21 protein-coding genes and 2 pseudogenes are annotated in these 22324 nt (G+C 73.5%); 12 read left to right on the top strand and 11 right to left on the bottom strand.

Going from position 1 to position 22324, the window contains the following annotated elements; translation table 11 throughout:
- The first annotated feature begins 57 nt into the window (after positions 1-57).
- Positions 58-1065, top strand: coding sequence for a glutathione S-transferase family protein (locus ACWEOZ_RS01860; protein ID WP_451908874.1), 1008 nt, complete (start codon positions 58-60; stop codon positions 1063-1065).
- A 31-nt stretch (positions 1066-1096) separates the two neighbouring features.
- Positions 1097-1897, top strand: a complete 801-nt coding sequence (locus ACWEOZ_RS01855; protein WP_451908873.1) for an SAM-dependent methyltransferase — start codon at positions 1097-1099, stop codon at positions 1895-1897.
- Here the strand turns inward: ACWEOZ_RS01855 and ACWEOZ_RS01850 are convergent.
- Positions 1894-2388 carry a MarR family winged helix-turn-helix transcriptional regulator gene (locus tag ACWEOZ_RS01850; protein ID WP_451908872.1) on the bottom strand — a complete coding sequence of 165 codons (495 nt, stop codon included), beginning with the start codon at positions 2386-2388 and terminating at the stop codon, positions 1894-1896. The genes ACWEOZ_RS01855 and ACWEOZ_RS01850 overlap by 4 nt on opposite strands.
- Positions 2389-2432: 44 nt before the next feature.
- Here ACWEOZ_RS01850 and ACWEOZ_RS01845 point away from each other — a divergent pair.
- A pseudogene (locus ACWEOZ_RS01845) lies at positions 2433-3242 on the top strand (EamA family transporter); the annotation flags it as partial.
- A gap of 69 nt (positions 3243-3311) precedes the next feature.
- Here ACWEOZ_RS01845 and ACWEOZ_RS01840 read toward each other — a convergent pair.
- Together ACWEOZ_RS01840 and ACWEOZ_RS01835 are read right to left on the bottom strand one after the other, a co-directional pair.
- Positions 3312-3956, bottom strand: a complete 645-nt coding sequence (locus ACWEOZ_RS01840) for an NAD-dependent epimerase/dehydratase family protein (protein WP_451908871.1) — start codon at positions 3954-3956, stop codon at positions 3312-3314.
- Complete coding sequence (locus ACWEOZ_RS01835) at positions 3953-4522, bottom strand: TetR family transcriptional regulator (RefSeq protein WP_451908870.1); 570 nt, start codon at positions 4520-4522, stop codon at positions 3953-3955. Before ACWEOZ_RS01835 ends, ACWEOZ_RS01840 begins: the two co-directional genes overlap by 4 nt.
- Before the next feature lie 70 nt (positions 4523-4592).
- Between ACWEOZ_RS01835 and ACWEOZ_RS01830 the strand changes: the two genes are divergently transcribed.
- The 5 genes and pseudogenes from ACWEOZ_RS01830 (at position 4593) to ACWEOZ_RS01810 (ending at position 12707) form a co-directional block, all read left to right on the top strand.
- Complete coding sequence (locus ACWEOZ_RS01830) at positions 4593-7433, top strand: DUF5691 domain-containing protein (protein WP_451908869.1); 2841 nt, start codon at positions 4593-4595, stop codon at positions 7431-7433.
- Between the two features lie 78 nt (positions 7434-7511).
- Positions 7512-8573, top strand: a complete 1062-nt coding sequence (locus ACWEOZ_RS01825; RefSeq protein ID WP_451908868.1) for an ATP-binding protein — start codon at positions 7512-7514, stop codon at positions 8571-8573.
- Positions 8566-8907: pseudogene (locus tag ACWEOZ_RS01820) on the top strand (DUF5682 family protein); the annotation flags it as partial. The gene ACWEOZ_RS01825 and the pseudogene ACWEOZ_RS01820, both read left to right, overlap by 8 nt.
- A 738-nt stretch (positions 8908-9645) precedes the next feature.
- On the top strand, positions 9646-11535 hold the full coding sequence (locus ACWEOZ_RS01815) for a DUF5682 family protein (protein WP_451908929.1): 1890 nt from the start codon (positions 9646-9648) through the stop codon (positions 11533-11535).
- Positions 11532-12707 carry a VWA domain-containing protein gene (locus ACWEOZ_RS01810; RefSeq protein ID WP_451908867.1) on the top strand — a complete coding sequence of 392 codons (1176 nt, stop codon included), beginning with the start codon at positions 11532-11534 and terminating at the stop codon, positions 12705-12707. The genes ACWEOZ_RS01815 and ACWEOZ_RS01810 overlap by 4 nt, the downstream gene beginning before the upstream one ends.
- 6 nt (positions 12708-12713) lie before the next feature.
- On the opposite strand, the gene ACWEOZ_RS01805 is transcribed toward ACWEOZ_RS01810, so the two are convergent.
- The 3 genes from ACWEOZ_RS01805 to ACWEOZ_RS01795 are packed head-to-tail and all read right to left on the bottom strand — an operon-like array spanning position 12714 to position 14486.
- Positions 12714-13037, bottom strand: coding sequence for a nuclear transport factor 2 family protein (locus ACWEOZ_RS01805; RefSeq protein ID WP_451908866.1), 324 nt, complete (start codon positions 13035-13037; stop codon positions 12714-12716).
- Positions 13034-13684, bottom strand: a complete 651-nt coding sequence (locus tag ACWEOZ_RS01800; RefSeq protein WP_451908865.1) for a 4'-phosphopantetheinyl transferase family protein — start codon at positions 13682-13684, stop codon at positions 13034-13036. The genes ACWEOZ_RS01805 and ACWEOZ_RS01800 overlap by 4 nt, the downstream gene beginning before the upstream one ends.
- The gene (locus ACWEOZ_RS01795; protein ID WP_451908864.1) at positions 13677-14486 is read right to left on the bottom strand and encodes an alpha/beta fold hydrolase; all 810 of its coding nucleotides are present in this window, start codon (positions 14484-14486) and stop codon (positions 13677-13679) included. The genes ACWEOZ_RS01800 and ACWEOZ_RS01795 overlap by 8 nt, the downstream gene beginning before the upstream one ends.
- A gap of 42 nt (positions 14487-14528) precedes the next feature.
- Here ACWEOZ_RS01795 and ACWEOZ_RS01790 point away from each other — a divergent pair, with 42 nt between their 5' ends.
- The 3 genes from ACWEOZ_RS01790 to ACWEOZ_RS01780 are packed head-to-tail and all read left to right on the top strand — an operon-like array spanning position 14529 to position 16316.
- Positions 14529-15440: a GIY-YIG nuclease family protein gene (locus ACWEOZ_RS01790; RefSeq protein WP_451908863.1), complete on the top strand. Its 912-nt coding sequence runs from the start codon at positions 14529-14531 to the stop codon at positions 15438-15440.
- Positions 15437-15892: a GNAT family N-acetyltransferase gene (locus tag ACWEOZ_RS01785; protein WP_451908862.1), complete on the top strand. Its 456-nt coding sequence runs from the start codon at positions 15437-15439 to the stop codon at positions 15890-15892. The genes ACWEOZ_RS01790 and ACWEOZ_RS01785 overlap by 4 nt, the downstream gene beginning before the upstream one ends.
- Positions 15876-16316, top strand: a complete 441-nt coding sequence (locus ACWEOZ_RS01780; protein WP_451908861.1) for a nitroreductase family deazaflavin-dependent oxidoreductase — start codon at positions 15876-15878, stop codon at positions 16314-16316. The genes ACWEOZ_RS01785 and ACWEOZ_RS01780 overlap by 17 nt, the downstream gene beginning before the upstream one ends.
- Positions 16317-16327: 11 nt before the next feature.
- On the opposite strand, the gene ACWEOZ_RS01775 is transcribed toward ACWEOZ_RS01780, so the two are convergent.
- The 4 genes from ACWEOZ_RS01775 to ACWEOZ_RS01760 form a co-directional block, all read right to left on the bottom strand.
- On the bottom strand, positions 16328-17134 hold the full coding sequence (locus ACWEOZ_RS01775) for an ABC transporter ATP-binding protein (RefSeq protein ID WP_451908860.1): 807 nt from the start codon (positions 17132-17134) through the stop codon (positions 16328-16330).
- Entirely contained in the window at positions 17134-18165 is a 1032-nt protein-coding gene (locus ACWEOZ_RS01770) for a FecCD family ABC transporter permease (protein ID WP_451908859.1), read from the bottom strand. Before ACWEOZ_RS01770 ends, ACWEOZ_RS01775 begins: the two co-directional genes overlap by 1 nt.
- Complete coding sequence (locus tag ACWEOZ_RS01765; RefSeq protein ID WP_451908928.1) at positions 18162-19157, bottom strand: FecCD family ABC transporter permease; 996 nt, start codon at positions 19155-19157, stop codon at positions 18162-18164. Before ACWEOZ_RS01765 ends, ACWEOZ_RS01770 begins: the two co-directional genes overlap by 4 nt.
- Before the next feature lie 65 nt (positions 19158-19222).
- Positions 19223-20236: an ABC transporter substrate-binding protein gene (locus ACWEOZ_RS01760; protein WP_451908858.1), complete on the bottom strand. Its 1014-nt coding sequence runs from the start codon at positions 20234-20236 to the stop codon at positions 19223-19225.
- 150 nt (positions 20237-20386) lie between these two features.
- Here ACWEOZ_RS01760 and ACWEOZ_RS01755 point away from each other — a divergent pair, with 150 nt between their 5' ends.
- Complete coding sequence (locus tag ACWEOZ_RS01755) at positions 20387-21532, top strand: DUF5925 domain-containing protein (protein ID WP_451908857.1); 1146 nt, start codon at positions 20387-20389, stop codon at positions 21530-21532.
- On the opposite strand, the gene ACWEOZ_RS01750 is transcribed toward ACWEOZ_RS01755, so the two are convergent.
- On the bottom strand, positions 21533-22291 hold the full coding sequence (locus ACWEOZ_RS01750; protein ID WP_451908856.1) for an MmpS family transport accessory protein: 759 nt from the start codon (positions 22289-22291) through the stop codon (positions 21533-21535). It lies immediately after the preceding gene.
- Positions 22292-22324 lie beyond the last annotated feature (33 nt).

Genomic DNA, 22324 nt, shown 5'->3' with positions numbered 1-22324 from the left:
TCCCCGAAATTGACGCGTTGACGTTGCCGCACCCCGCTGCCGGGGCACGATAGCGTCATGGCTTACGTCAACCCGTCCGGTGAGTTCTCCCGCGACCAGCGCTACATCGCCACCCGGATCACGGCCGACGGCCGCGACGGCTATCCCGTCGAGCCCGGCCGCTACCGGCTCGTGGTCAGCCGCGCCTGCCCGTGGGCCAACCGGGCGATCATCGTACGGCGGCTGCTCGGGCTCGAGGATGTGCTCTCCATGGGCATCGCCGGCCCGACCCACGACGAGCGCAGCTGGACCTTCGACCTCGACCCCGGCGGCCGTGACCCGGTGCTCGGCATCGAACGGCTCCAGGAGGCCTTCCTGGCCCGGTTCCCCGACTACGACAAGGGCATCACCGTGCCCGCGATCGTGGACGTGCCGACCGGGCAGGTGATCACCAACGACTTCCCGCAGATCACCGTCGACCTGAGCCTGGAGTGGAAGAAGTACCACCGCGAGGGCGCTCCCGAGCTGTATCCGGAGCACCTGCGCGAAGAGATCGACAAGGTGAACAAGTTCGTCTTCGCCGACGTCAACAACGGCGTCTACCGCGCGGGTTTCGCCGGCACCCAGGAGGCCTACGAGAAGGCGTACCACCGGCTCTTCGACCGGCTCGACAAGCTCTCCGAGCTGCTGTCCGGCCGGCGTTACCTGGCCGGGGAGACGATCACCGAGGCCGACGTGCGGCTGTTCACCACGCTGGTGCGCTTCGACCCGGTCTACCACGGCCACTTCAAGTGCAACCGGCAGAAGCTCACCGAGATGCCGGTGCTGTGGGCGTACGCGCGGGATCTCTTCCAGACGCCGGGCTTCGGGGACACGATCGACTTCGTGCACATCAAGCAGCACTACTACGAGGTGCACCGCGACATCAATCCGACCGGGATCGTGCCGGCGGGCCCGGACCTGGGCAACTGGCTCACCGAGCACGGGCGCGAGGCGCTCGGCGGCCGGCCGTTCGGCGACGGCACCCCGCCCCCGCCGCCCAAGGACGCGGAGGTCGTCCCCGCCGGGCACGGAGCGGCCGCATAGGATCTCCTCCGGTGTCCACCCTGGAGGTCCCGTGAGCGACCAGATCGACAGCACGACCGCGCAGCCCGCCCGCCGGTACAACTACTGGCTCGGCGGCAAGGACAACTTCGCGGTCGACCGGGCGTCCGGCGACGAGATCCTCAGGACCTTCCCGACGGCCCGGCTGGCCGCGCTGGAGAACCGCCGCTTCCTGCAGCGGGCCACCCGCCACCTGGCCGCGGAGGCGGGCATCCGGCAGTTCCTGGACATCGGCACGGGCCTGCCCACGGCGGACAACACCCACGAGGTGGCGCAGCGCATCGCGCCGGAGAGCCGGGTCGTCTACGTCGACAACGACCCGATGGTGATGGTGCACGCCCGGGCGCTACTGACCAGCACGCCCGAGGGCCGCACCACCTACATCGAGGCCGACCTGCGGTCGCCCGAGCAGATCCTGGCCGACCCGGACCTGCGGGCGACCCTCGACCTGGGCGAGCCGGTCGCGCTGATGCTGGTCGCGGTGCTGCACTTCGTCCAGGGGTACGGCGCCGGCCGGCCGATCGTCCGCGCGCTGATGGACGCGCTGCCCAGCGGCAGTTTCCTCGTGGTGACCAACGCGACCAAGGACCCGTTGCCCGCGAAGATGGCGGCGGACTACGACGCCGCGCTGGCGGCCGGCGTGACCAACATCTGGCCCCGGGACCGCGCCGAGTTCACCGACCTGTTCACCGGGCTGGAGCTGGTCGAGCCGGGTGTCACCCCGGTCAGCGAGTGGCGCGCGGAGTCCGAGCCGGAGCCCCGCCCGGACCCGGCCCACATCGCCATGTACGGCGCGGTCGCCCGCAAGCCCTAGCTGTCGTGCGGCTCCAGCGCGGCTCTGAGCAGGTCGGCCAGCCGGCGCTGGTCGGCCGGTGACAGGTGGCTCAGCAGGCTCTGCTGCCGGGCCAGACCGGCGGCCACGGCCCGGTCGACCACGTCGATGCCCTTCGGGGTCAGCCTGACCAGCACGCCGCGGCGATCCGAGGGTGACGGGCGGCGTTCGGCCAGGCCGGCCTTCTCCAGCCGGTCGAGCCGCGCGGTGGTGCCGCCGGTGCTGAGCATCATCGAGGCGGCCAGGGCCCCCGGCGACAGCTCGTACGGCTCCCCCGACCGGCGCAGCGTCGCCAGGACGTCGAACTCCGCGCGGCCGATGCCGAAGTCCGCGTACGCCCGTTCGCCCTCGTCACCGGCGATCCGGGCCAGCCGGTAGATCCGGCCGAACACCGCCATCGCCGTCGTCTCCAGGTCGGGACGCTCGCGGCGCCATTGCTCGGTGATCCGGTCGACGCCGTCGGTGTGTGCCACCACCCCATTCTCTCGATGTCGAGCTTCTTGACAAGAAGGCAATCATGGGCAAGTCTCTTGATGTCGAGATACTTTTCGTCGAGGGAGTTCGGATGCGCCCGCCGGTTCTGCTGGTCACCGCCCTGACCCCGGTCGTCTGGGGCACCACCTACGCCGTCACCACCGAGTTCCTGCCGCCTGGACGGCCCCTGCTCGCCGCCGCGCTGCGCGCCCTGCCCGCCGGGCTGCTGCTGGTCGCCCTGACCCGCCGGCTCCCCCGCGGCGACTGGTGGTGGCGCTCGGCGGTGCTCGGGACGCTCAACATCGGCGTGTTCTTCGCTCTGCTGTTCGTGAGCGCGTACCGGCTGCCCGGCGGGATGGCGGCGGTGCTCGGCGCGGCGCAACCCCTGCTCGTCGCCGGGCTGACCGTGCTGCTGCTGACCGAGCGGGTCCAGCTGCGGACGGTGCTGGCCGCGGTGGTCGGTGCGGGCGGGGTCGCGCTCGCCGTGCTGACCGCCGAAGCCCGGCTCGACCCGATCGGGCTGCTGGCCGGGCTGGCCGGGACGGCGTCGATGGCCCTGGGCCTGGTGCTGACCAAGCGCTGGGGACGCCCGGACGCGTCACTGCTCACGACCACGGGGTGGCAGCTCACCGCCGGCGGACTGCTGCTCACTCCACTGGCGCTCGGCGTCGAAGGACTGCCGGCGACACTCACCGGCGTGAACGTCGCCGGGTACGCGTACCTGTCGCTGGTCGGCACCGCGCTGGCGTACACGATCTGGTTCCGCGGCCTGGACCGCCTGCCCGCGGCCCGGGTCTCGCTGCTCGCGCTGCTCTCGCCGGTGGTGGCGACCGCCGTCGGGTGGGCCGCCCTGGGTCAGGGGCTCACGCCGGTGCAGGTGCTGGGCATGCTGCTCGCCTTCGGCGCGGTGCTGGCCGGGACGTCAGCGCAGGTCCGCGTTCTCCACGATGCGGGTGGCGAAACCGGTGCGCGCGGCCCGGAGCATGGCCCGGCCGAGGCGGTCGGTGCTGGTCACGTACTTCGGCGCGATCTTGAACAGGGCCGGGATCAGCGGCGCGGACAGCGTGTAGATCACCCGGTAGAGGCCGGTCTTCGAGGTGGCGCCGTGGGTCGGCTGGATGAAGCCGGGACGGAAGCCGTACCCGTTCGGGAAGGTCTTGATGACCTCGATCTCCGTCCGGGCCTTGACCCGCGCCCACATCTGCCGGCCGTCGGGCATGGTCCCCGCGCCTGACACGTAGACGAAGGTCGTCGCCGGGTTCAGCCCGGCCAGCGTGTGCGCGGCCGCGACCGGATAGTCGTACGAGATCCTCGTGTACGCCGCCTCGTCGAGCCCGACCGAGGAGACGCCCAGGCAGTAGAAGCAGGCGTCGTAGCCGCGCAGCTCGTCCTCGATCGGCGTCAGATCGGTGAAGTCGGCCAGGGTGACCTCGCGCAGCTTCGGATGCCGGACCCCGGTCGGCCGGCGCCCGACGGACAGCACCTGCTCGACGTCGGCGGCCAGCAGGCTCTCGCGCAGCGCGCCCTGACCGACCATGCCGGTCGCGCCGAAGATGATGACCTTCATGGGGAGTCCTTCGCGGTGAGGATCCGGACGCTCTCGACGACCGTCCGGCGGCGTGCGGCGAGGCCGTCGGGCCCCGCGGTGTGGGTCAGGACCAGATCCGGCGAGCCCAGCACGGACAGGCCGGTGACCACGGCCAGGAGCTCCCCGGGCGGGAAGCGGTCGCTGATCCGGCCGGCCCGCTGCGCGGCCGCGATGGCGGCGACCTTCTGCTCGTCGGCCGCGACGACGGCGGCCGGCATGGTCGCGCTGCCGCGCTCCAGGGAGTGCCACAGGGCCAGGCGCAACGCGTACGGCTGCTGCTGGACGCGGTCGAACAGCCGGGCCGCGTAGCCGGGCAGATCGTCCGCATCGATCGGCACGTCCTCGACGGTGTCCACCACCAGCGCGTGGAACACGGCGTCGAACAGATCCTCCTTGTTGCCGAAGTAGGAGTAGATCAGCGCCTTGTTGGCCGCGGCGGCGGCCGCGATCCGGTCGACCCGGGCACCGGCGATGCCCCGCTCGGCGAACTCGGTCGCCGCGGCCTCCAGCAGCCGCCTCCTGGTGTCCTCAGCATCGCGGACCATGCCGGCCAGCCTAGCCGACTAACTAGTTAGTTGGCCGCGTTTTGTCGTACCCGGCCCCTAGAGTGCGACAGTGCCCGTTGAACGCTGGAGTGCCACCCGAGTCACCGCGCTCGCCCCCGACGCGAGCTCGCTGAAGGGTGCGCGCGGGGTCAGCAGCGCCGCCAAGTGGCAGGAGACCGGGCTGCTCGGCGAGGCGTTGTGGGGGCTCTGCCGCGGCAGTGGCCGGCAGCCCTATCAGGTGTGCGTCGACCTGGCCGGCCCGGCCTACAAGTGCTCCTGCCCGAGCCGGAAGTTCCCGTGCAAGCACGCGCTGGGGCTGCTCCTGCTCTGGGCCGAGGGCGGCGGGATCGAGCCGGCCGGCACGGCACCGGCCTTCGTGACGGAATGGCTGGCGGGCCGGGCGGCGCGGGCCGCACCCCGGCAGCCCGGGCCGGTGGACCCGGAAGGTGCCCGCAAGCGCGGGCAGCAGCGCGCCGAGCGGGTCGCGACGGGGATGGCCGAGCTGCGGCGATGGCTGGACGACCAGGTGCAGCAGGGGCTGGCCGGGGCGCAACAGGCGGGGCGCCAGCCGTACGAGACGATGGCCGCCCGCCTCGTGGACGCGCAGGCCCCCACGGTGGCCTCGGCGGTCCGGCGCCTCGGTGGCGCGGCCGGCGTCGGCCCGCACTGGGCCGACCGGCTGCTCGGCGGCCTCGCGATGATCCGCCTGCTGGTCGCCGGTCACGAACGCCTCGACTCTCTGCCGCCCGCCCTGGCCGCCACGGTCCGGTCCCGGATCGGCTTCCCGGTCAGCCAGGAGGACGTGCTCGCGACGACGCCGGTCCGCGACCACTGGCAGATCCTGGGCCAGGTCGACAGCGACGAGGGCGCGATCACCACCCGGCGCACCTGGCTGCTGGGGGCCACGACCCGGCGGTTCGCGCTGGTCCTGTCGTTCGCCGCGCCGGGCCAGTCCCTGTCCGCCGAACTCGTGCCGGGCAGCGTCCTCGACGCGGCGCTCTGCTTCTATCCCGGGGCCGCGCCGCTGCGCGCGCTCGTGCGCGAGCAGTTCGGCCCACCACGGCCACTGACCGCGCCGGCCGGCGCGGCCGGGCTGCGGTCCGCCCTGGCCGGCTGGGCGACCACGGTCGCGGCCGAGCCGTGGCGGACGGACGCGCCGATGCTGCTCGGCGGCGTCGCGCCCAGCGCCGACGGGTTCCTCACCGACACCGCCGGAGAGTCGTTGCCGCTGGCGCCCGGCCATCGAGAGCCCTGGTGGCTGCTGGCGGCGGCCGGGGGCGCACCGGCCACCGTCGCGGGTGAATGGTCGCCCGCAGGGCTGCGGCCGCTCGCCGCCTGGGTCCACGGCCGGCACGTCCCGGCCGCCGCACCGGCCCCCGGCCCCGCAACGGCACGCCGGCCCGAGCTGCCGGCCGATCTGCTCGCGGCGGCGCTGGTGGGGACGGCTCGGCGGCCGTGGGCCTCGCCGACAGTCCACATCGGTGACCGCGAGCTGCACACCGGCCAGACCTCGCTGCTGGAGGCCGCGGCGACCGCACTGACGTACCGCCGGGCCGGGGTCACCCCGGAGCTCGGCCATGCGCCGGTCGAGCCCGCGCCCGCGGAGGTCGATGCCCCGTTCCCCCAGGCCGCCGAGGCCCGGCTGATCCGCCTGCTCACCGACGGCGCGGCGCCCGGCGGCGCTCAGCAGGTGCAGGAGCTGCTGGCCCAGTGGCTCACGGCCGCCGCCACGCACGGCGGCCACGTGCCGCCCGAGACGCTGCCGGCGCTGCTGGACGCGGGCCGGCGCAACGCGGCGATCCGGCCCGCGCTCGGCAAGGTGGCGGGCAACCGCGGCACCTGGCTGGCCGCGATGCGGCCCGACTGGCGGTGGCTGCGCGACGAGGCCCCCGCGGCCGGGGTGCCCAGCGATCCGGAGGTGTGGGAGACCGGCACGGCGGGCGAACGGCTGGCGTACCTGTCCCGGTTGCGCGCCACCGATCCGGCCGCCGCTCTGGCTCTGCTGCAGAGCACCTGGGCGACGGAGGCGCCCGACGACCGCGCCCGTTTCGTGGCCGCTCTCGACACCGGCCTGTCCCCGGCGGACGACGCCTTCCTGGAGCAGACGCTCGACGACCGCCGCAAGGAGGTCCGGGAGACCGCTCTCGACCTGCTGCAACGACTTCCCGGATCAGCGCTGGCCCGACGGATGACTGTGCGGGCGCACGAGGCGGTGCGCTGGGAAGGCCGGCTCGTCGTCACCCCGCCCGCGGAGCTGACGCCGGAGCTGCGGCGCGACGGCGTGGCGGCACAGCCCGCGCGCGGCACGGGAGTGCAGGCCTGGCTGCTGGAGGAGGTCATCGCCGGCACGCCGCTGAGCAGCTGGACCGCCGCATTCGGCCGCAGCCCCGCCGCGGTTGTGGCCCTGGCCCGCGGCCACGACTGGGAGACGCCGCTGCTGCACGGCTGGGCCAAGGCCGCCATCGTCCAGGCCGAGTCCGAGTGGGCCACGGCGCTCGTCTTCAACGACACCGGCGATGACGCGGCCAAGCTGCGCGAGGCGGTGCGGTGGGATCTGCACCTGCTGCTGCCACCCGCCGACCTGGCCCGGATCGCCGCCGACTTCCTGCGCCGCGAGGACCACCTGGCCCACCGGCTGCTCGCGGTGCACCCGGGCGAATGGCCGGAGGAGCTGGCGGTCGCGGTCGTCGAGACGATCGCCCACCGCGCGCGGACGGACAAGCACAGCTGGCAGCTGGCCGAGCTGTGCCGGGCGGCCGCGCCGGCCATGCCGCCCCGTTACGCGGTGCCGGTGGCGCGGCTGGCCGAGGAGCTCGATCAGCAGCAGGGCGACGTGTCCCGGGTCCGCCCGGTGGCCGACCTGGCCCGGATCCTCGACTTCCGCTACGAGATGCTGCAGGAGCTGCGCTGACCGGCCCATCTTGTCGGGGGGCCTGAGTAACGTTCCCGGCATCACCCCACCGCCCGCAGGGACACACAGGGAGCCCGAGTGACCGCACTGCGACCGCACGCCGAGGACCAGTATGCCGAGGAGCTGGCCCTGCTCGCCGCGACGGACGAGCGCCCGCGCCCGCCCGGCTGGCGGCTGTCCCCGCAGGCGGTGGTGACGTACCTGCTCGGCGACGGCGCCAAGATCACCCCGAAGTACGTGGGGCCGCGCCGGCTGATCGAGGTCGCGGTGTCCACGCTGGTCACGGACCGGGCGCTGCTGCTGCTCGGCGTGCCCGGCACGGCCAAGACCTGGGTGTCCGAGCACCTGGCCGCCGCCATCTCCGGCGACTCGACCCTGCTGGTGCAGGGCACGGCCGGCACCGCCGAAGAAGCCATCCGGTACGGCTGGAACTACGCCCGCCTGATCGCCGAGGGCCCGTCCGAGGCGGCCCTGGTGCCCAGCCCGGTGATGCGGGCCATGCAGACCGGCACCATCGCCCGGATGGAGGAGCTGACCCGCGTCCCGTCCGACGTGCAGGACGCCCTGATCACCGTGCTGTCCGAGAAGACCCTGCCGGTCCCGGAGCTCAACACCGAGGTCCAGGCCCAGCGCGGCTTCAACCTGATCGCCACGGCCAACGACCGCGACCGCGGCGTCAACGAGCTGTCCAGCGCGCTGCGCCGCCGGTTCAACACGGTGGTCCTGCCCGTGCCGGCGTCGGCCGACGAAGAGGTGGAGATCGTCGCCCGCCGGGTCGGCCAGCTCGGCAAGTCCCTGGACCTGCCCGAGGTCCCCACCGCCCTGGAGGAGATCCGCCGGGTCGTGACGATCTTCCGCGAGCTGCGCACCGGCCTCACCGAGGACGGCCGCACCAAGCTGAAATCCCCCACCGGCACCCTGTCCCCGGCCGAAGCGATCTCGGTGATCACCAGCGGCATGGCCCTGGCCGCCCACTTCGGCGACGGCCACCTGCACCCCAGCGACGTAGCCGCCGGCATCGTGGGCGCGGTCATCAAGGACCCGGCCTCCGACAGCGTCGTCTGGCGCGAATACCTGGAAACAGTCGTCCGCGAACGCACCGGCTGGCGCGACTTCTACCGAGCCGCCCGCGATGCCTGAACGGCTCTACGGCATCCGCCACCACGGCCCCGGCTCGGCCCGGGCGGTGGTGCAGGAGCTCGACCGCCAGCAACCGGACATCGTCCTGATCGAAGGCCCCCCGGAAGCGGACGACCTGGTCCGCTGGGTGGCCGACCCCGGCCTGGAACCACCGGTGGCGCTGCTGGGCTACGCGGCGGAAAACCCGGGACGGGCGGCGTTCTGGCCGTTCGCGGTGTTCTCCCCGGAATGGCAGGCGATGCGGTGGGCGGCGGAGCGGGGGGTGCCGGTCCGGTTCTTCGACCTGCCGTATGCGTATCGGTTGACCGACAACCGGACGCCCGATGCGCCGCCGTCGGCTGGGCCGCCGCCTCCGGACCCGGCACCACCGGGTGCCGGCTCGCTTCCCCACGACGCCTCGCCGTCGGCTGAACCACCCCCGGCAGACCCGGCACCACAGGGTGCTGGGTCGCGTCCCGACCCGGCACAACTGGGTGCTGGCCCGCTTCCCGACGCGGGCCTACCGGGTGCTGGTTCGCTTCCCGACCCGGGCCCACCGGGTGCCGGCTCGCTTCCCCACGACGCCCCGCCATCGGCCGGACCGCCACCGGCGGACCCGGCACCACAGGGTGCCGGCCCGCTTTCCAACGCGGCACTACCAAGTGCTGGACCACTTCCCGACCCGGCACCGGCAGGCGGCGCCTTGCCTCCGAACCCGGGCTTGGCAGGCGGCGCCATGAACCCGCTCCCGGACCCGGCGGGCGGCACCACCCTCCCGGTGCCGGGCCCGCCACCGACACCGACACCGACACCGACACCGACACCGACACCGACACCGACACCGACACCGACACCGACACCGACTAAATCCTTCCCCCGCCGGGCGCTGACGGGCACCCGTCCGTCTCCCGACCCGGCTTCGCCGGGCGCCGTCCTACCGGGACCCGCGGCCCTTCCGAACACCGCCGAAGCCCCATCCGTGCCCGACGACCTAAACCCCTCCGGCCCAGAACTGGCAAGCCCGCCCGGCATGCCCCCCGCCCGCCACGACAGCGCGAACTCCCCTGCCGCCCAGGCCGGCCTGAGGTCTGTTGTGGACAGTGAGCGCGAGATCCCCGGCCAAGCCGTCGGCGACGAGCCCGTTCCGCGGTTGCGCCCGGTCGACCCCATCGGGGAGCTGGCCGCCGCGGCCGGTTATGACGATCCCGAGCGATGGTGGGAGGACGTTGTCGAGCATCGGGGGATGCCCGCGTTCGAGGCCATCGCGGAGGCCATGACCGCCATCCGGGAGAACGCGCCCGAGGATCCCGAGGATCTGTTGCGGGAGGCCTACATGCGCACGGTGCTGCGGGAGGTGCGCCGCACCCACGAGAACATCGCCGTGGTCTGCGGGGCCTGGCACGTGCCCGCGCTCGCCCGGAAGGTCACCGCGCGGGACGATGCGGCTCTGCTCAAGGGGCGGAAGAAGGCCAAGGTCGTCTTCACCTGGGTGCCGTGGACGTACGGGCGGCTCGCTTCCTGGTCCGGCTACGGCGCCGGGGTACGGTCGCCGGGCTGGTACCACCACCTGTTCACCACCGGTGACGATGTTGTGCCGCGCTGGCTTGTCGATGCCGCTCAGGTGCTCCGGGCCGAGGGCGTGCCCACCTCCTCCGCGCATGTCATCGAGGCCACCCGGCTCGCCGAGGCGCTGGCCGGGGTTCGCGGGCGGCCGCTGGCCGGGCTGGCCGAGGTGACCGAGGCTGCCGAGGCGGTCATGTGCGAGGGCGAGCCGTTGCGGGTCGAGCTGATCGATCGGCGGCTGGTGGTCGGTGAGCGGCTCGGCGCCGTGCCTGATGCCATGCCCGCCGTACCGCTTGCCCGGGATCTTGCCGCGCAGCAGCGGTCCGTGCGGCTCAAGGCCGAGGCGCTCGAACGCGTTCTTGACCTTGACCTGCGCCGCGACATCGATCTGGCCCGCAGCCGGCTGTTGCACCGGCTGCGCGCGATCGGGGTGCCGTGGGGCGAGGCCGACACGACGCAGCGCGGCACCGGCACGTTCCGGGAGCAGTGGCGGCTGCGGTGGCTGCCGGACTTCGCCGTCCAGCTGGTCGAGGGCAGCATGTACGGCACCACCGTCGTCGCCGCGGCCACCACCAAGGTGACCGACGCGGCCCGTAAAGCGGCGTCGCTCGGTGACGTGACCGCGCTCGTCGAGGTGTGCCTGCTCGCCGACCTCGCGGACGCGTACCCGCCGGTGCTGGCCGCGCTCGACACCCGGGCCGCGCTCGACGCCGACATCAACCACCTGATGGCCGCCATTCCCGCCCTGGCCCGCACCCTGCGGTACGGCGACGTCCGGCGCACCGATGTCGCCGGGCTGGCCACCGTCACGGCCAGTCTGCTGACCCGGGTCTGCGCCGGGTTGCCGTCCGCCGTCGGCTCGTTGTCCGACGAGGCCGCCAAGGAGTTGCGGGTGCACATCGACGGCGTGCACTCCGCGGTGAGCCTGCTCGACGACGACGAGCTGCGTGACCGCTGGCTGACCACATTGGAGTCGGCCTCCCGGCGCGCGGATCTGCACGGGCTGCTCGCCGGGCGGTTCACCCGGCTGCTGCTCGACGCGGGCCGGCTCGGGACCGCCGAAGTCCAGCGGCGGCTGCGGTTGCCGTTGACCGTCGGCACGCCACCCGCGCACGGCGCCGCCTGGGTCGAGGGTTTCCTCGCCGGCGGTGGACTGCTGCTCGTGCACGACGACTCGCTGCTCGAACTGCTCGACGGGTGGCTCGCCGACATCGCACCCGACGCGTTCGACGACGTGTTGCCGTTGCTGCGCCGTACCTTCGGGGCTTTCGCCGCGGGTGAGCGCCGCGCGATCGGGGAGCGCGTCGCCGATCCGGGCGGCGCGGGCGGCACCGCCGGCGAAGCACTGGTGCTGGACCACGACCGGGCGGCCCTGGTGCTGCCGACCTTGAGTGCGCTGCTGGGCCGGGAGGTCTCATGACGGACAGCGAAGATCCCGCCCGGCGCGAGCGGCTGCGGCGCTGGCGGCTCGTGCTGGGCGGCCCGGCCGAGGAGTCGCTCGGTACGGCCCAGGGCCGCGACGGTGCGATGGATGCGGCCCTGGCAGCCCTGTACGACGGCGGCGGTGACGGCGAGGGCAGCCGGACAGCCCGCTCGGCCGGGCTCGGCAGTTCGGCGCCGAAGGTGGCCCGGTGGCTCGGCGACATCCGGGAGTACTTCCCCAGCACCGTCGTGCAGGTGATGCAGGCCGACGCGATCGAACGGCTCGAATTGACCCGGCTGCTGCTGGAGCCGGAGATGCTGGCCGCGGTCGAGCCGGACGTGCACCTGGTCGGCACGTTGCTCTCGTTGAACAGGGTGATGCCGGAACGCACCAAGGACGCGGCCCGGCAGGTGGTGCGCAAGGTGGTCACCGAGCTGGAGAAGCGGGTCGCCCAGCAGACGCGGGCGGCGGTCAGCGGCGCGCTGAACCGGGCCGCGCGGATCAACCGGCCGCGGCACGCCGACATCGACTGGGACCGGACGATCCGGGCGAACCTCAAGCACTACCAGCCGGGGCCGGGCACGATCATCCCGGAACGGCTGATCGGGTACGGCCGGCGCGCCACCGCGATCCAGCGGGACGTGGTGCTCTGCGTCGACCAGTCCGGCTCGATGGCCGCTTCGGTGGTGTTCTCCGGGGTGTTCGCGGCCGTACTGGCCTCGATGCGGTCCCTGCGGACGTCGCTGGTGGTCTTCGACACGGCGGTGGTCGACCTGACCGAGGAGCTCAGTGATCCGGTCGAGGTGCTGTTCGGCACGCAACTGGGTGGTGGCACCGACATCAACCGGGCCATCGGCTACAGCCGGCAGCTCATCACCCGGCCCCGGGACAGCATCTTCGTGCTGATCAGCGACCTGTACGAGGGCGGGGTCCGGGAGCAGATGCTGCGCCGGGTGGCGGAGATGAAAACCGCGGGCGTGCAGGTGGTGGTGCTGCTGGCGCTGTCGGACGAGGGTGCGCCGGCCTACGACCACGAGAACGCGGCGGCGCTGGCGGCGCTGGGTGTGCCGGCTTTCGCGTGCACACCGGACGCGTTCCCGGACCTGATGGCGGCGGCGATCGAACGGCGGGACCTGATGGCCTTCGCCCAACGGTTCGCCGACCGCTGAGCGGTGTCAGGCGCTGATCGTCATCCGGGTCACGTGCTCATTCGTGACCTGGAACGTGAAGTGGCTCGGCCCGTTGAAGCCGCCACCACCCACCGTCGCCGTCACCACGTAGGCGCCGTCCTGCACCGCCACCTCGGTGACGTCGAAGGTCGTGTGAACGCCGATGTTCTCGCCGTCGCTCCACCGCCGGATCGCCTCGTGGCCGCGGAATGCCCGGCCCCAGTCGTCGACCACGCCGTCCGGCGCGAAAGCCGCGAGGAACGCTTCGGTGTCGCCCGCGTTGGTCGCGTCGAAGACAGCCTGGACGGGCGCGGGCAGCAACACACTCATGTCAGCGACGATAGCGGCGGCAGGGCTATCGCGGTCAGCACGAGACCGTCCTCGACCAGATAGCGACCGGTCAGCACCGGCAACGGCCCCGGCACGAGCACCCGCGCGGTGAACGTCGCCGTCTCCGGCTCGAAGCTCACCTCGGCCTCCTCGAAGCCCAGCCACTCCCCCGTCCGCGGCGACCACACCTTGTACACCGACTCCTTCGCGCTGAACAGCAGCCGGCCCCATTGCACCTCCGGCCGCGCCGACGCCAGCCCGGCCAGGTGCGTCCGCTCGTCCGGCGACGCCACCAGCTCCAGCACCCCGTCCGGCAGCGGCCCGTGCTCCTCCGCGTCGATGCCGATCCCCCCGGCCTCCGACGTACGCGCCACCGCGGCCCCCCGGAAGCCGGCGCAGTGCGTCAAGCTGCCCACGACGCCGTCCGGCCAGACCGGCGCGCCGCGGACACCGGGCAGGATCGGGGCCGGCGGGAATCCGAGCTCGGCCAGCGCCAGCCGGGCGCAATTGCGTACCGTGGTGAATTCCCGCTTGCGCTTCTCCACGGCGTTCGCCACCAGCGCGGCCTCGGCCGGGAACAGCGACGCGGGCGGGTCCGAGCGGGCGTCAGCCGTCCGCACAGCCGGCGGCAGGATGCGGTCAAGCACCGGCGAAGAACCCCAGGATCGCGTCGTTGACCGCCGCCGGCTGCTCCAGGTAGCCGTAGTGACCCGCGTCCGCGATGCGGGCGTACCGGGCCTGCGGGATCGCGTCGGCCAGCTCGCGGCCCCGGGCCGGGGGCGCGATCAGGTCATCGCCGAACGACACCACCAGGGTCGGCACCCGGATGCCCTGGTACGCCGCCCGCCGGTCGGTGTCCAGAGTCACGCCGACGTGCGCGCGCAGACCCGGGTCGGCCCAGTCGGTCGGGGTCACCTCCAGGATGTCCAGCCAGTCCTGCGCGCTCTCCGGGTCTTCGAGGGTGCGGGGCGACAGGTTCTGCAGTGCCCGGTTGACCGCGTCGTACTCCGGCGGCAGGGTGACGCCGGAACCGGTCATCGCCCGGTCCGCGGCCTTCATGGCCAGCGACACCACATCCGGCCGGGCCCGGCTGGCCATCAGCACCGCCTGGGTGACCAGCTCCGGCCGGACCAGCAGCAGCTCCTGCACCACGTGGGCGCCCATCGAGGTGCCGATCAGCCGGCACGGCCCGCCGGCGACGCGCTCGATCACCGCGACCGCGTCGGCCACCAGCTGCTCGACCGTCAGGCCGGACGTCACCGGGCCGCTGCCGCCGACGCCGCGGTTGTCCAGAGTGATCGTGCGGTAGCCGGCGGCGGTCAGGGCCGGCACCTGGTGCAGCGCCCAGGTGCGGCCGCGGGCCGCCGAGCCGGGGATGAGCAGGACCGGCGCACCCCGGCCCGACTCCTCGTAGTGGAGGGTGATGTCACCGACACCGATCGCGGGCATGTGCGGAAGGCTATCGGAGCCGCCGCGGCGGATACTGACGCGATGACCTCCCCGATCCGCCGGCTGGCCGCCGGGCTACCTCGCGACCCGGGCGTCTACCGGTTCCGCGACGCCCGCGGGCGTGTGCTCTACGTCGGCCGGGCCACCGAGCTGCGGGCCCGCGTCGGGTCCTACGGCGGCGATCTGCGCGACCGCCGGCACCTGCGCCGGATGGTGGCGGCGGTGACCCGGATCGAGGCGGTGGCCTGCGACTCGGTCCACGAGGCGGCCTGGCTCGAACGCAACCTGCTGGAGGAGTCCCTGCCCCGGTGGAACAGGACGGCCGGCGGCGAGGAAGTCCCGGCGTACCTGCGTCTTGATGCCCGGCCCGCGACGACCGGCCTGCGCCTCACCCACGAGGCCGGGCCGCCGGTCGCGGGGGTGCGGATCTTCGGGCCGTATCTCGGCGGCACGCGCGCCCGGCTCGCGGTCAGCGCGCTGCACCGGGTGCATCCGCTCGCGGCCGCGGGCTCGGGCCTGACCGGCGCCGAGCGGGAGCTGGCCGCCCGGCGCGGTGTCAACGCCGCCGACCGCGAGGAGCTGGCCGAGGCCGTCGCGGCGGTCCTGCGGCGTGATCCGGTCGCGGTCGCGGCCGCCCGGCAGACCCTGGAAGCGGTACGCGACAGAGCCGCCACCGCGCTCGCCTTCGAGCTGGCCGGCCGCGTCCAGGACGAGATCCGCGCGCTGGAGTGGGTGACAGCCGCGCAGCAGGTCACGACGCTGGAGCCGGTCGACGTCACCGTGCAGGGCTGGGCCGACGGCTGGCTGGTGTCGTTCGCCGTGCGGGCCGGCCGGGTCCGCTCGTGGAGCCAGCGCCGCTGCGCCCGGCCCCCGCACGAGCCACCGCCGCCGTGGGCGGGCTTCGCCCGGCGCAACGCCGAGCTGGCCGCGACGCTGGCCAGGCTGACCCCATGACCGAGACTGGCCCGGTGACTATCACCTACGGCTGGCGGGCCGGATTCGACAACGCCGCCCTCGACGCCCTGCACGCGGCTGGTTTCGGGTACTCCGCCCAGGGAATCGACTGGCAGGGCCGGCTCGACCGGCACAGTCTGGGCTGGGTCTGCGCCCACCGGGCGGACGTGCTGGTCGGCTTCGTCAATGTGACCTGGGACGGTGGGGTGCACGCTTTCCTGGTGGACACCGTGGTGGCCGCCGAGGCCCGCGGCCATGGCGTCGGCACCACCCTGGTGGCGACCGCGGTGGCCGGCGCCCGGGCGGCGGGCTGCCAGTGGCTGCACGTCGACTATGAGCCTCACCTGACGTCGTTCTACGTCGAGGCCTGCGGCTTCCGGCCGACCGCAGCCGGTCTCATGGCCCTCGACCTGTCCAAGCCATCAGGAGGAAATCATGCCGTTGACCGGTGAGTACGCCCCGAGCCCGTCGGACTGGGCCCGGGAACAGGCGGAGAAGTTCGAGGCCAGCGGGGGCACCGAGGCCGCGGATCTGCAGGGCCGCCCGATCATCCTGCTGACCTCGGTCGGCGCCAAGACCGGCAAGATCCGCAAGACGCCGCTGATGCGGGTCGAGCACGACGGCGAGTACGCGGTGGTGGCGTCCCGGGGCGGCGCCCCCACCCACCCGGTCTGGTACTGGAACCTGGTCAAGAACCCGCACGTCGAGCTCCAGGACGGTGACGTCAAGCGGGACTACCAGGCCCGCGAGGTCTCCGGCGAGGAGCGGGCGGCGTGGTGGGAACGGGCGGTCGAGGCGTGGCCGCCGTACGCGGAGTATCAGACGAAGACCGACCGGATCATCCCGGTCTTCGTCCTGACCCCGATCTCCGGCTGAGCGGCGGGCCGTCAGCGGGTCAGGCGGGCGGCCCGCGAGGCGCGGGCCGCCGGCACCACCAGCGGCGTCCGCGTCTGCGGGTCCGGGATGACCTCGCACCGCAGCCCGTAGACGTCCTCGACCAGCTCCGCGGTGACGATCTCCCCCGGTACGCCCTCCGCGACGATCCGTCCGGCCTTCATCACGATCAGGTGGGTCGCGTAGCGGCAGGCGTGGTTGAGGTCGTGCAGCACCGCGACCAGGGTCCGGCCCTGCTCGTTCAGGTCGGCGCAGAGGTCCAGCAAGTCAATCTGGTAGGCGATGTCCAGGTACGTCGTCGGCTCGTCCAGCAGCAGGATGCCGGTCTGCTGGGCGAGAGCCATCGCCATCCACACCCGCTGCCGCTGGCCGCCGGACAGCTCGTCGACGGCCCGGTCCGCCAGCGCGGTCACGCCGGTGGCCTCCATGGCCGCGGCGACCTGGTCCTCGTCCTCCGGTGTCCACTGGCGCAGCAGTTTCTGGTGCGGGTACCGGCCGCGGGCCACCAGATCGGCGACCGAGATGCCCTCCGGGGCGGTGGCCGTCTGCGGCAGCAGGCCGAGCCGCCGGGCGACCTCCTTGGCCCGGTACGAGCCGATCGACGCGCCGTCCAGCACCACCGCGCCCTGCTTCGGGGTGAGCAGCGCGGACAGGGCGCGCAGCAACGTGGACTTGCCGCAGGCGTTCGGTCCGATGATCACGGTGAAGGAGCCGTCGGGGATCGTCACGTCCAGGCCGGCCGCGATCACCCGGTCGCCGTAGGCCAGCGTCAGGCCGGTCCCGGACAGCCGCGAGGTCATCAGTTTCCCTTTCGCCATTGCCCGGCGAGCAGCCAGGCCAGATAGACCCCGCCGACCGCGCCGGTCACCACCCCGACGGGCAGCTGGGCGGGGGCCAGCAGCCGTTGCGCGACGAAGTCGCTGAGCACCATCAGCAGGGCGCCGGTGATCGCCGCCGGGAGCAGTTGCAGCGCCGGCGAGCCGGTGAGCCGCCGGGTGATCTGCGGCGCGGCCAGGGCCACGAACGCCACCGGGCCGGTCGTGGCGGTCGCCACCGCGCAGACCGCGACGGCCAGCAGGACCAGCACGAGGCGGGAGCGGTTCACCCGTACGCCGAGGGACTGCGCCGAGTCGTCGCCCATCTCCAGCAGCGGCAGTCGCCGGCCGAACAGCAGGAGCAGCGGTGTGAGCACCAGCAGGGCCAGGCCCAGCAGGCGCACGTACTCCCAGGTCCGGCCGTTCAGGGTGCCGACCAGCCAGACCGCGGCGGCCTGGGCGGCGTCGACCCGGGCCCGGCTGATCAGGTAGCTGTTGACCGCTACGAGCATCGCGCTGATGCCGATCCCCACGAGCACGATGCGCCGGACGGCACCCCCGCCGACCGCCGCGAGCCCGTACACGATCAGGGCCGTGAGCAGGCCGCCCACGACGGCCGCGACCGCGGCCCCGCCCGGGCCGGCGCCGAGCACGAGGATGGCGACGACCGCGCCGGTGGCCGAGCCGGTGGTGAAGCCGACGATGTCGGGGCTGCCCAGCGGGTTGCGCGACAGGCTCTGGAAGACCGCACCGGACATCGCCAGCGCCGCCCCGGCCAGCAGGCCCAGGCTGACCCGGGGCAGGCGCAGGTCGAGCAGGATGAAACGGTCGGCGCGCCGGCCGCCACCGTCGAGGACCTCGAGGATGTCGGCGACCGGCAGCCGCACGCCGACGGCGACGACGGTCCAGACCACGACGGCGGCCACAGCCAGCAGCAGGGCCCCGCTGACCCCCAGCGTGCGCAGGTCGAGGCGGACGGCGAGGCCCGGCGCCCGGACGGTGATCCGGCGTCTCACAGCGGCACGATCCGGCGGCGCAGGATGACGGCGAGGAACACCGGGGCGCCGATGAAGGCGGTGATCAGGCCCGCCTGCACCTCGCCGGGGCGGGCGATCACCCGGCCGGCGACGTCCGCGAGCAGCAGCAACGTCGGTGCGAGCACCAGCGAGTACGGGAGCAGCCAGCGCTGGTCCGGGCCGACCAGGGTGCGCGCGATGTGCGGGACGGCGAGCCCGACGAACGCGATCGGCCCGACCGCCGCCGTGGCCGCGCCGCAGAGCAGGGTGACGGCGACCGCGGTGAGCACCCGGGTGCGGTTGAGGTCGGCGCCGAGCGCGCGGGCGGTGTCCTCGCCCAGCGCGATCACGTTGAGCGAGGGTCCGAGGGCGAGCGCCAGCAGCACGCCCACCAGGATGAACGGCGCCACCGCCCGGAACACGCCGAGGTCGCGGCCGGCCAGCGTGCCGACCGTCCACAGCCGGTAGCGGTCGAAGGTGGTGACGTCGAGCAGCGCGACCGCGTTGGTGACCGCGAGCAGGGCGGCGCCGACCGCGGCCCCGGCCAGCGCGAGCCGTTCCGGCGAGGCGCCCGAACGGCCGCGGGTGCCGAGCAGGTAGACCACGGCGAACGCGCCGGCCGCCCCCGCGAAGGCGAACCAGATATAGCCGGTCAGCGAGGCGATGCCGAGCACCCGGATGGCGAGCACGACGGCAGTGGCCGCGCCCGCGTTGATGCCGAGGATGCCCGGGTCGGCCAGCGGGTTGCGGGTCAGCGCCTGCATCAGCGCGCCGGCCAGGCCCAGGGCGATCCCGGCGGCCAGCCCGAGGACCGTCCGCGGCACCCGCAGGTCCAGGACGATCCGGACGTCCTCGGAGTTCACCCCGTGGGTGAAGAACGCGTCCCAGACCGTGTCCAGCGGGATCGGTTTGGTGCCGACCACGATGCTGAGCACGGCCACCGCCGCGAGCGCCCCGGTCGCGGCGACCAGCCCCAGGCCACGGGAGGTCAGCCCGCCCCGGGCCCGGACCCGGGCGTCGAGGGGGGTGTAACCGGCGCGCTCGGCGGCGGTGCTGGTCACGCCAGGGCGGCCTTGACCAGCGGCACGAACTTTTCGATGACGTACGGGGTGCTCAGCACGGAGTTGGTGGAGAAGCCGTTGACCAGGTCGGCGTCGTCGACGATGAGCAGCCGGCCGGCCTGGGCGGACGGGATGCTGTTCAGCACGGTGTCTTTCTTGAGCTCGGCGCCGGCGCCCAGGGCGAAGATGACGGTCAGGTCGGCGTCGAGCAGGCCGACCTTCTCCTTGGAGACCTCGGCGTAGAAGGTGGCCGGCTTGAGGTCCTCGATCTTCTGGGAGTTCTGGAAGCCGAGCGCCTCCATGAACTGCACCCGGCCGTCGCCGCGGGTGTACGCGCCGTACTGCCCGCTGAACGCGGCCGCGACGACCACGCTCTTGCCGGCGAATCCCGGGTTGGCCGCCTTGGCGTCGGCCAGCGCCTTGTCGTTGGCCGCGACCAGGGCCTCCCCTTCGGCCTTGCGGCCCAGCGCCTCGGCGATCAGCAGCGTCTGGTCCTTGAGCGTGGTGCCGTACGGCGCCGTGCCGGCCGGGCCGGACAGCGTCGGGGCCAGCTTCTCCAGCTGGTCCCACTCGGCCTTGGTGTTGGCGCTCTTGGTGAAGGTGATCAGGTCCGGGCGCAGCGTGGCGACGCTCTCGAAGTTAATCTCGGGGCCCTTGAGCACGGTGGGCTTCGCGCCGTTGAGCCTGGCCTGGGCCCACGGCCCGACGCCGGTCGGCCAGGCCTGGAACCAGTCGAGGATGCCGGCCGGGACGACACCGAGGGCGAGCAGCGCGTCGGCGTCCCCCCAGCCGAGCGACACGACCGTCTTCGGTGCCTCCTCGACGGTGGTGCTGCCGAACTGGTGGGTCACCGTGACCGGGAACGAGCCACCGGTCGCCGCGGACGATCCACCCGGGCTCGGGCTGTCGCCGCTGTCGCTGTCGCCACAGGCCGCGAGCAGGCCGGCGGCCGCCACGCCCGCTGCACCGAAGAGCAGGTTCCGGCGCGAGATGAGCGGATGGGTCGCCATGTCGAACTCCGTTCAGGTTAGGTAACCCTCACCTTACCGAGGCTCGCGGATCTTGGGAAACCGGAGTGAGCAGCCGCATAGCGGCCCCGTTCGGGCCAACCTGCCGGAAAACCGGGTGCTCATCCCCCACTTCGGGTCGATCATGGGGTAATGCGTACCCCCCATCAGTCCGTCGACCGGCCCGGCAGCCGCCTGGTGGAATCGGCGGCCACGCCGACCGCCCCCGCCACCCTGCCGCTGTCCGGTGCCGTCGATGACGGTGACCGGCTGGTGGACGTGGTCGACCTGCTCGCGCTGGACGCTTTCGTCACCGGCCGGGAGCCGTTCGGCCGCACCCGGTACCTGGAGAACGTCCGGGCCGAAGCCCTGCTGACCACGGAGGACGCGCGCATCGTGCGCGACGCCGTGGAGGAGGACGGGCACGGCCGGCTGTCGGTCGGCGAGGGCTGGACACTGCACGTCACCCGGTGGAAGCAGAGCCGCCGGGCCCGGATCACGGTCACCGCGATCAGCTCCGAGCTGGCCGAGTCGGTGCTGGCCGTCGCCGTCGAGGACGCCGTCGAGGAGCCGGAGCCGGCCGACGACAGCGTGCCGATCGGCTTCTGGCACTACGGCGCGCACGGCCCGCGCCGGGTGCAGCGCGAGATCGACGCGGCCCCGTGGGACAAGATCCGCGGCAACTACGCCGGGCCGGTGGCGAGCACCCTGGAACGGCTCATGGCCATCGACGGCACCGCGGTCAACGGCCGGCTGCTCCTGCTGCACGGCGAGCCGGGCACCGGCAAGACCACCGCCCTGCGGGCCCTGGCCCAGCAGTGGCGCTCGTGGTGCCAGGTCGACTGCGTGCTCGACCCGGAACGCCTCTTCGGCGACCCGGCCTACCTGATGAGCGTCGCCCTGGGCAGCGGCGACGACGACGAACCGCGCTGGCGCCTGCTCATGCTCGAGGACTGCGACGAGCTGATCAGCGGCGACGCCAAGGCCAGCGCCGGCCAGTCGCTGTCCCGGCTGCTCAACCTGACCGACGGGCTGCTCGGCCAGGGCCGCAACGCGCTGATCGGGATCACCACCAACGAGGACCTGGCCACACTGCACCCCGCCGTGGTCCGGCCGGGGCGGTGCCTGGCCAGCATCGAGGTCGGGCGCCTGCCGTACGGGGAGGCAGTCGCGTGGCTGGGCACCTCCGCCGGCGTCGGCCCGCACGGCGCGACCCTGGCCGAGCTGTACGCGCTGCGCACCGGCGCCCAGCCGGTGACCGTCCCGATGACGCCCCCGGCCACCGGCATGTACCTGTAGTCAGCCGCTGCACTGCGGCGCGGCGTACCGGCCGTCAGCGGTGGTGGAGCTGAGGAGCTTGCCGTCCAGGGTGATGGTGCAGGTGACCGGCCCGGCGTCGCCGCCGCTCTTGCGCTGGCTGATGAGCACCAGCGGCTTGCGCTGCCCGGTCACCTCGAAGGTGACGCGCCAGGGCAGGGCGATCCCGTGCAGCCGGATGATGTCGCCGTTCTGGTCGGTGTAGTCCACGCTGCCGGTGTTGCGCGATCCGCTGGCCGTCACCTCGTAGACCACGACCTGACCGCCGGCACTGGGCGCGGGGCCGCCGCCGGCACTGGGCGCCGTCACGCTACCGGTGCCGGCCGGGCGGCTGCTGGCCCCGACCACGGGTTCGTCCCCCGCCTGGACAGCGGGGGTGGCAGCCGCCTTCGTCCTGGAGTCGGCTCCCACCGATGGGGCCGGAGCCTGTGCGTCGTTACCCCCGCCGGACCTGTCCCCGAACTGATCGATGGCGAGCATCCCGGCGATGAACAGGGCACAGGCCGCCAGCACGGCCACGATCCACCGGGTCGCCCGGCGGCCACGCCGCTCCTCGGGCCGGGGCGTGGCCACCCAGCCGGGCGGCACCGCGTCGTCGAAGCGGGCCGTGTCCGCGAGCGGCACCTGGCCCGCCGCGCCGGGCTCCGCCGTGGCATCGCCGATGGCCGAGGTCGGCGCCTCGGTCAGCCAGGGGTCGGCCGGCGGGGTGAGACGTACGGGCTCACTGTCGTCACTGCTCACAGCTCGAAGTTACGGCGGGTCCGCAACACCGTC

This window comes from Actinoplanes sp. NPDC004185, assembly GCF_053603475.1.
Note: the sequence above shows the minus strand (reverse complement) of the source record. Positions and strands in the feature narration are given on the sequence as shown.

Coding starts and splice junctions, on each gene's coding strand:
- ACWEOZ_RS01860 (WP_451908874.1), top strand. CDS start 58: ATGGCTTACGTCAACCCGTCCGGTGAGTTCTCCCGCGACCAGCGCTAC.
- ACWEOZ_RS01840 (WP_451908871.1), bottom strand. CDS start 3,956: ATGAAGGTCATCATCTTCGGCGCGACCGGCATGGTCGGTCAGGGCGCG.
- ACWEOZ_RS01835 (WP_451908870.1), bottom strand. CDS start 4,522: ATGGTCCGCGATGCTGAGGACACCAGGAGGCGGCTGCTGGAGGCCGCG.
- ACWEOZ_RS01810 (WP_451908867.1), top strand. CDS start 11,532: ATGACGGACAGCGAAGATCCCGCCCGGCGCGAGCGGCTGCGGCGCTGG.
- ACWEOZ_RS01805 (WP_451908866.1), bottom strand. CDS start 13,037: ATGAGTGTGTTGCTGCCCGCGCCCGTCCAGGCTGTCTTCGACGCGACC.
- ACWEOZ_RS01795 (WP_451908864.1), bottom strand. CDS start 14,486: ATGCCCGCGATCGGTGTCGGTGACATCACCCTCCACTACGAGGAGTCG.
- ACWEOZ_RS01790 (WP_451908863.1), top strand. CDS start 14,529: ATGACCTCCCCGATCCGCCGGCTGGCCGCCGGGCTACCTCGCGACCCG.
- ACWEOZ_RS01785 (WP_451908862.1), top strand. CDS start 15,437: ATGACCGAGACTGGCCCGGTGACTATCACCTACGGCTGGCGGGCCGGA.
- ACWEOZ_RS01780 (WP_451908861.1), top strand. CDS start 15,876: ATGCCGTTGACCGGTGAGTACGCCCCGAGCCCGTCGGACTGGGCCCGG.
- ACWEOZ_RS01775 (WP_451908860.1), bottom strand. CDS start 17,134: ATGACCTCGCGGCTGTCCGGGACCGGCCTGACGCTGGCCTACGGCGAC.
- ACWEOZ_RS01760 (WP_451908858.1), bottom strand. CDS start 20,236: ATGGCGACCCATCCGCTCATCTCGCGCCGGAACCTGCTCTTCGGTGCA.
- ACWEOZ_RS01755 (WP_451908857.1), top strand. CDS start 20,387: ATGCGTACCCCCCATCAGTCCGTCGACCGGCCCGGCAGCCGCCTGGTG.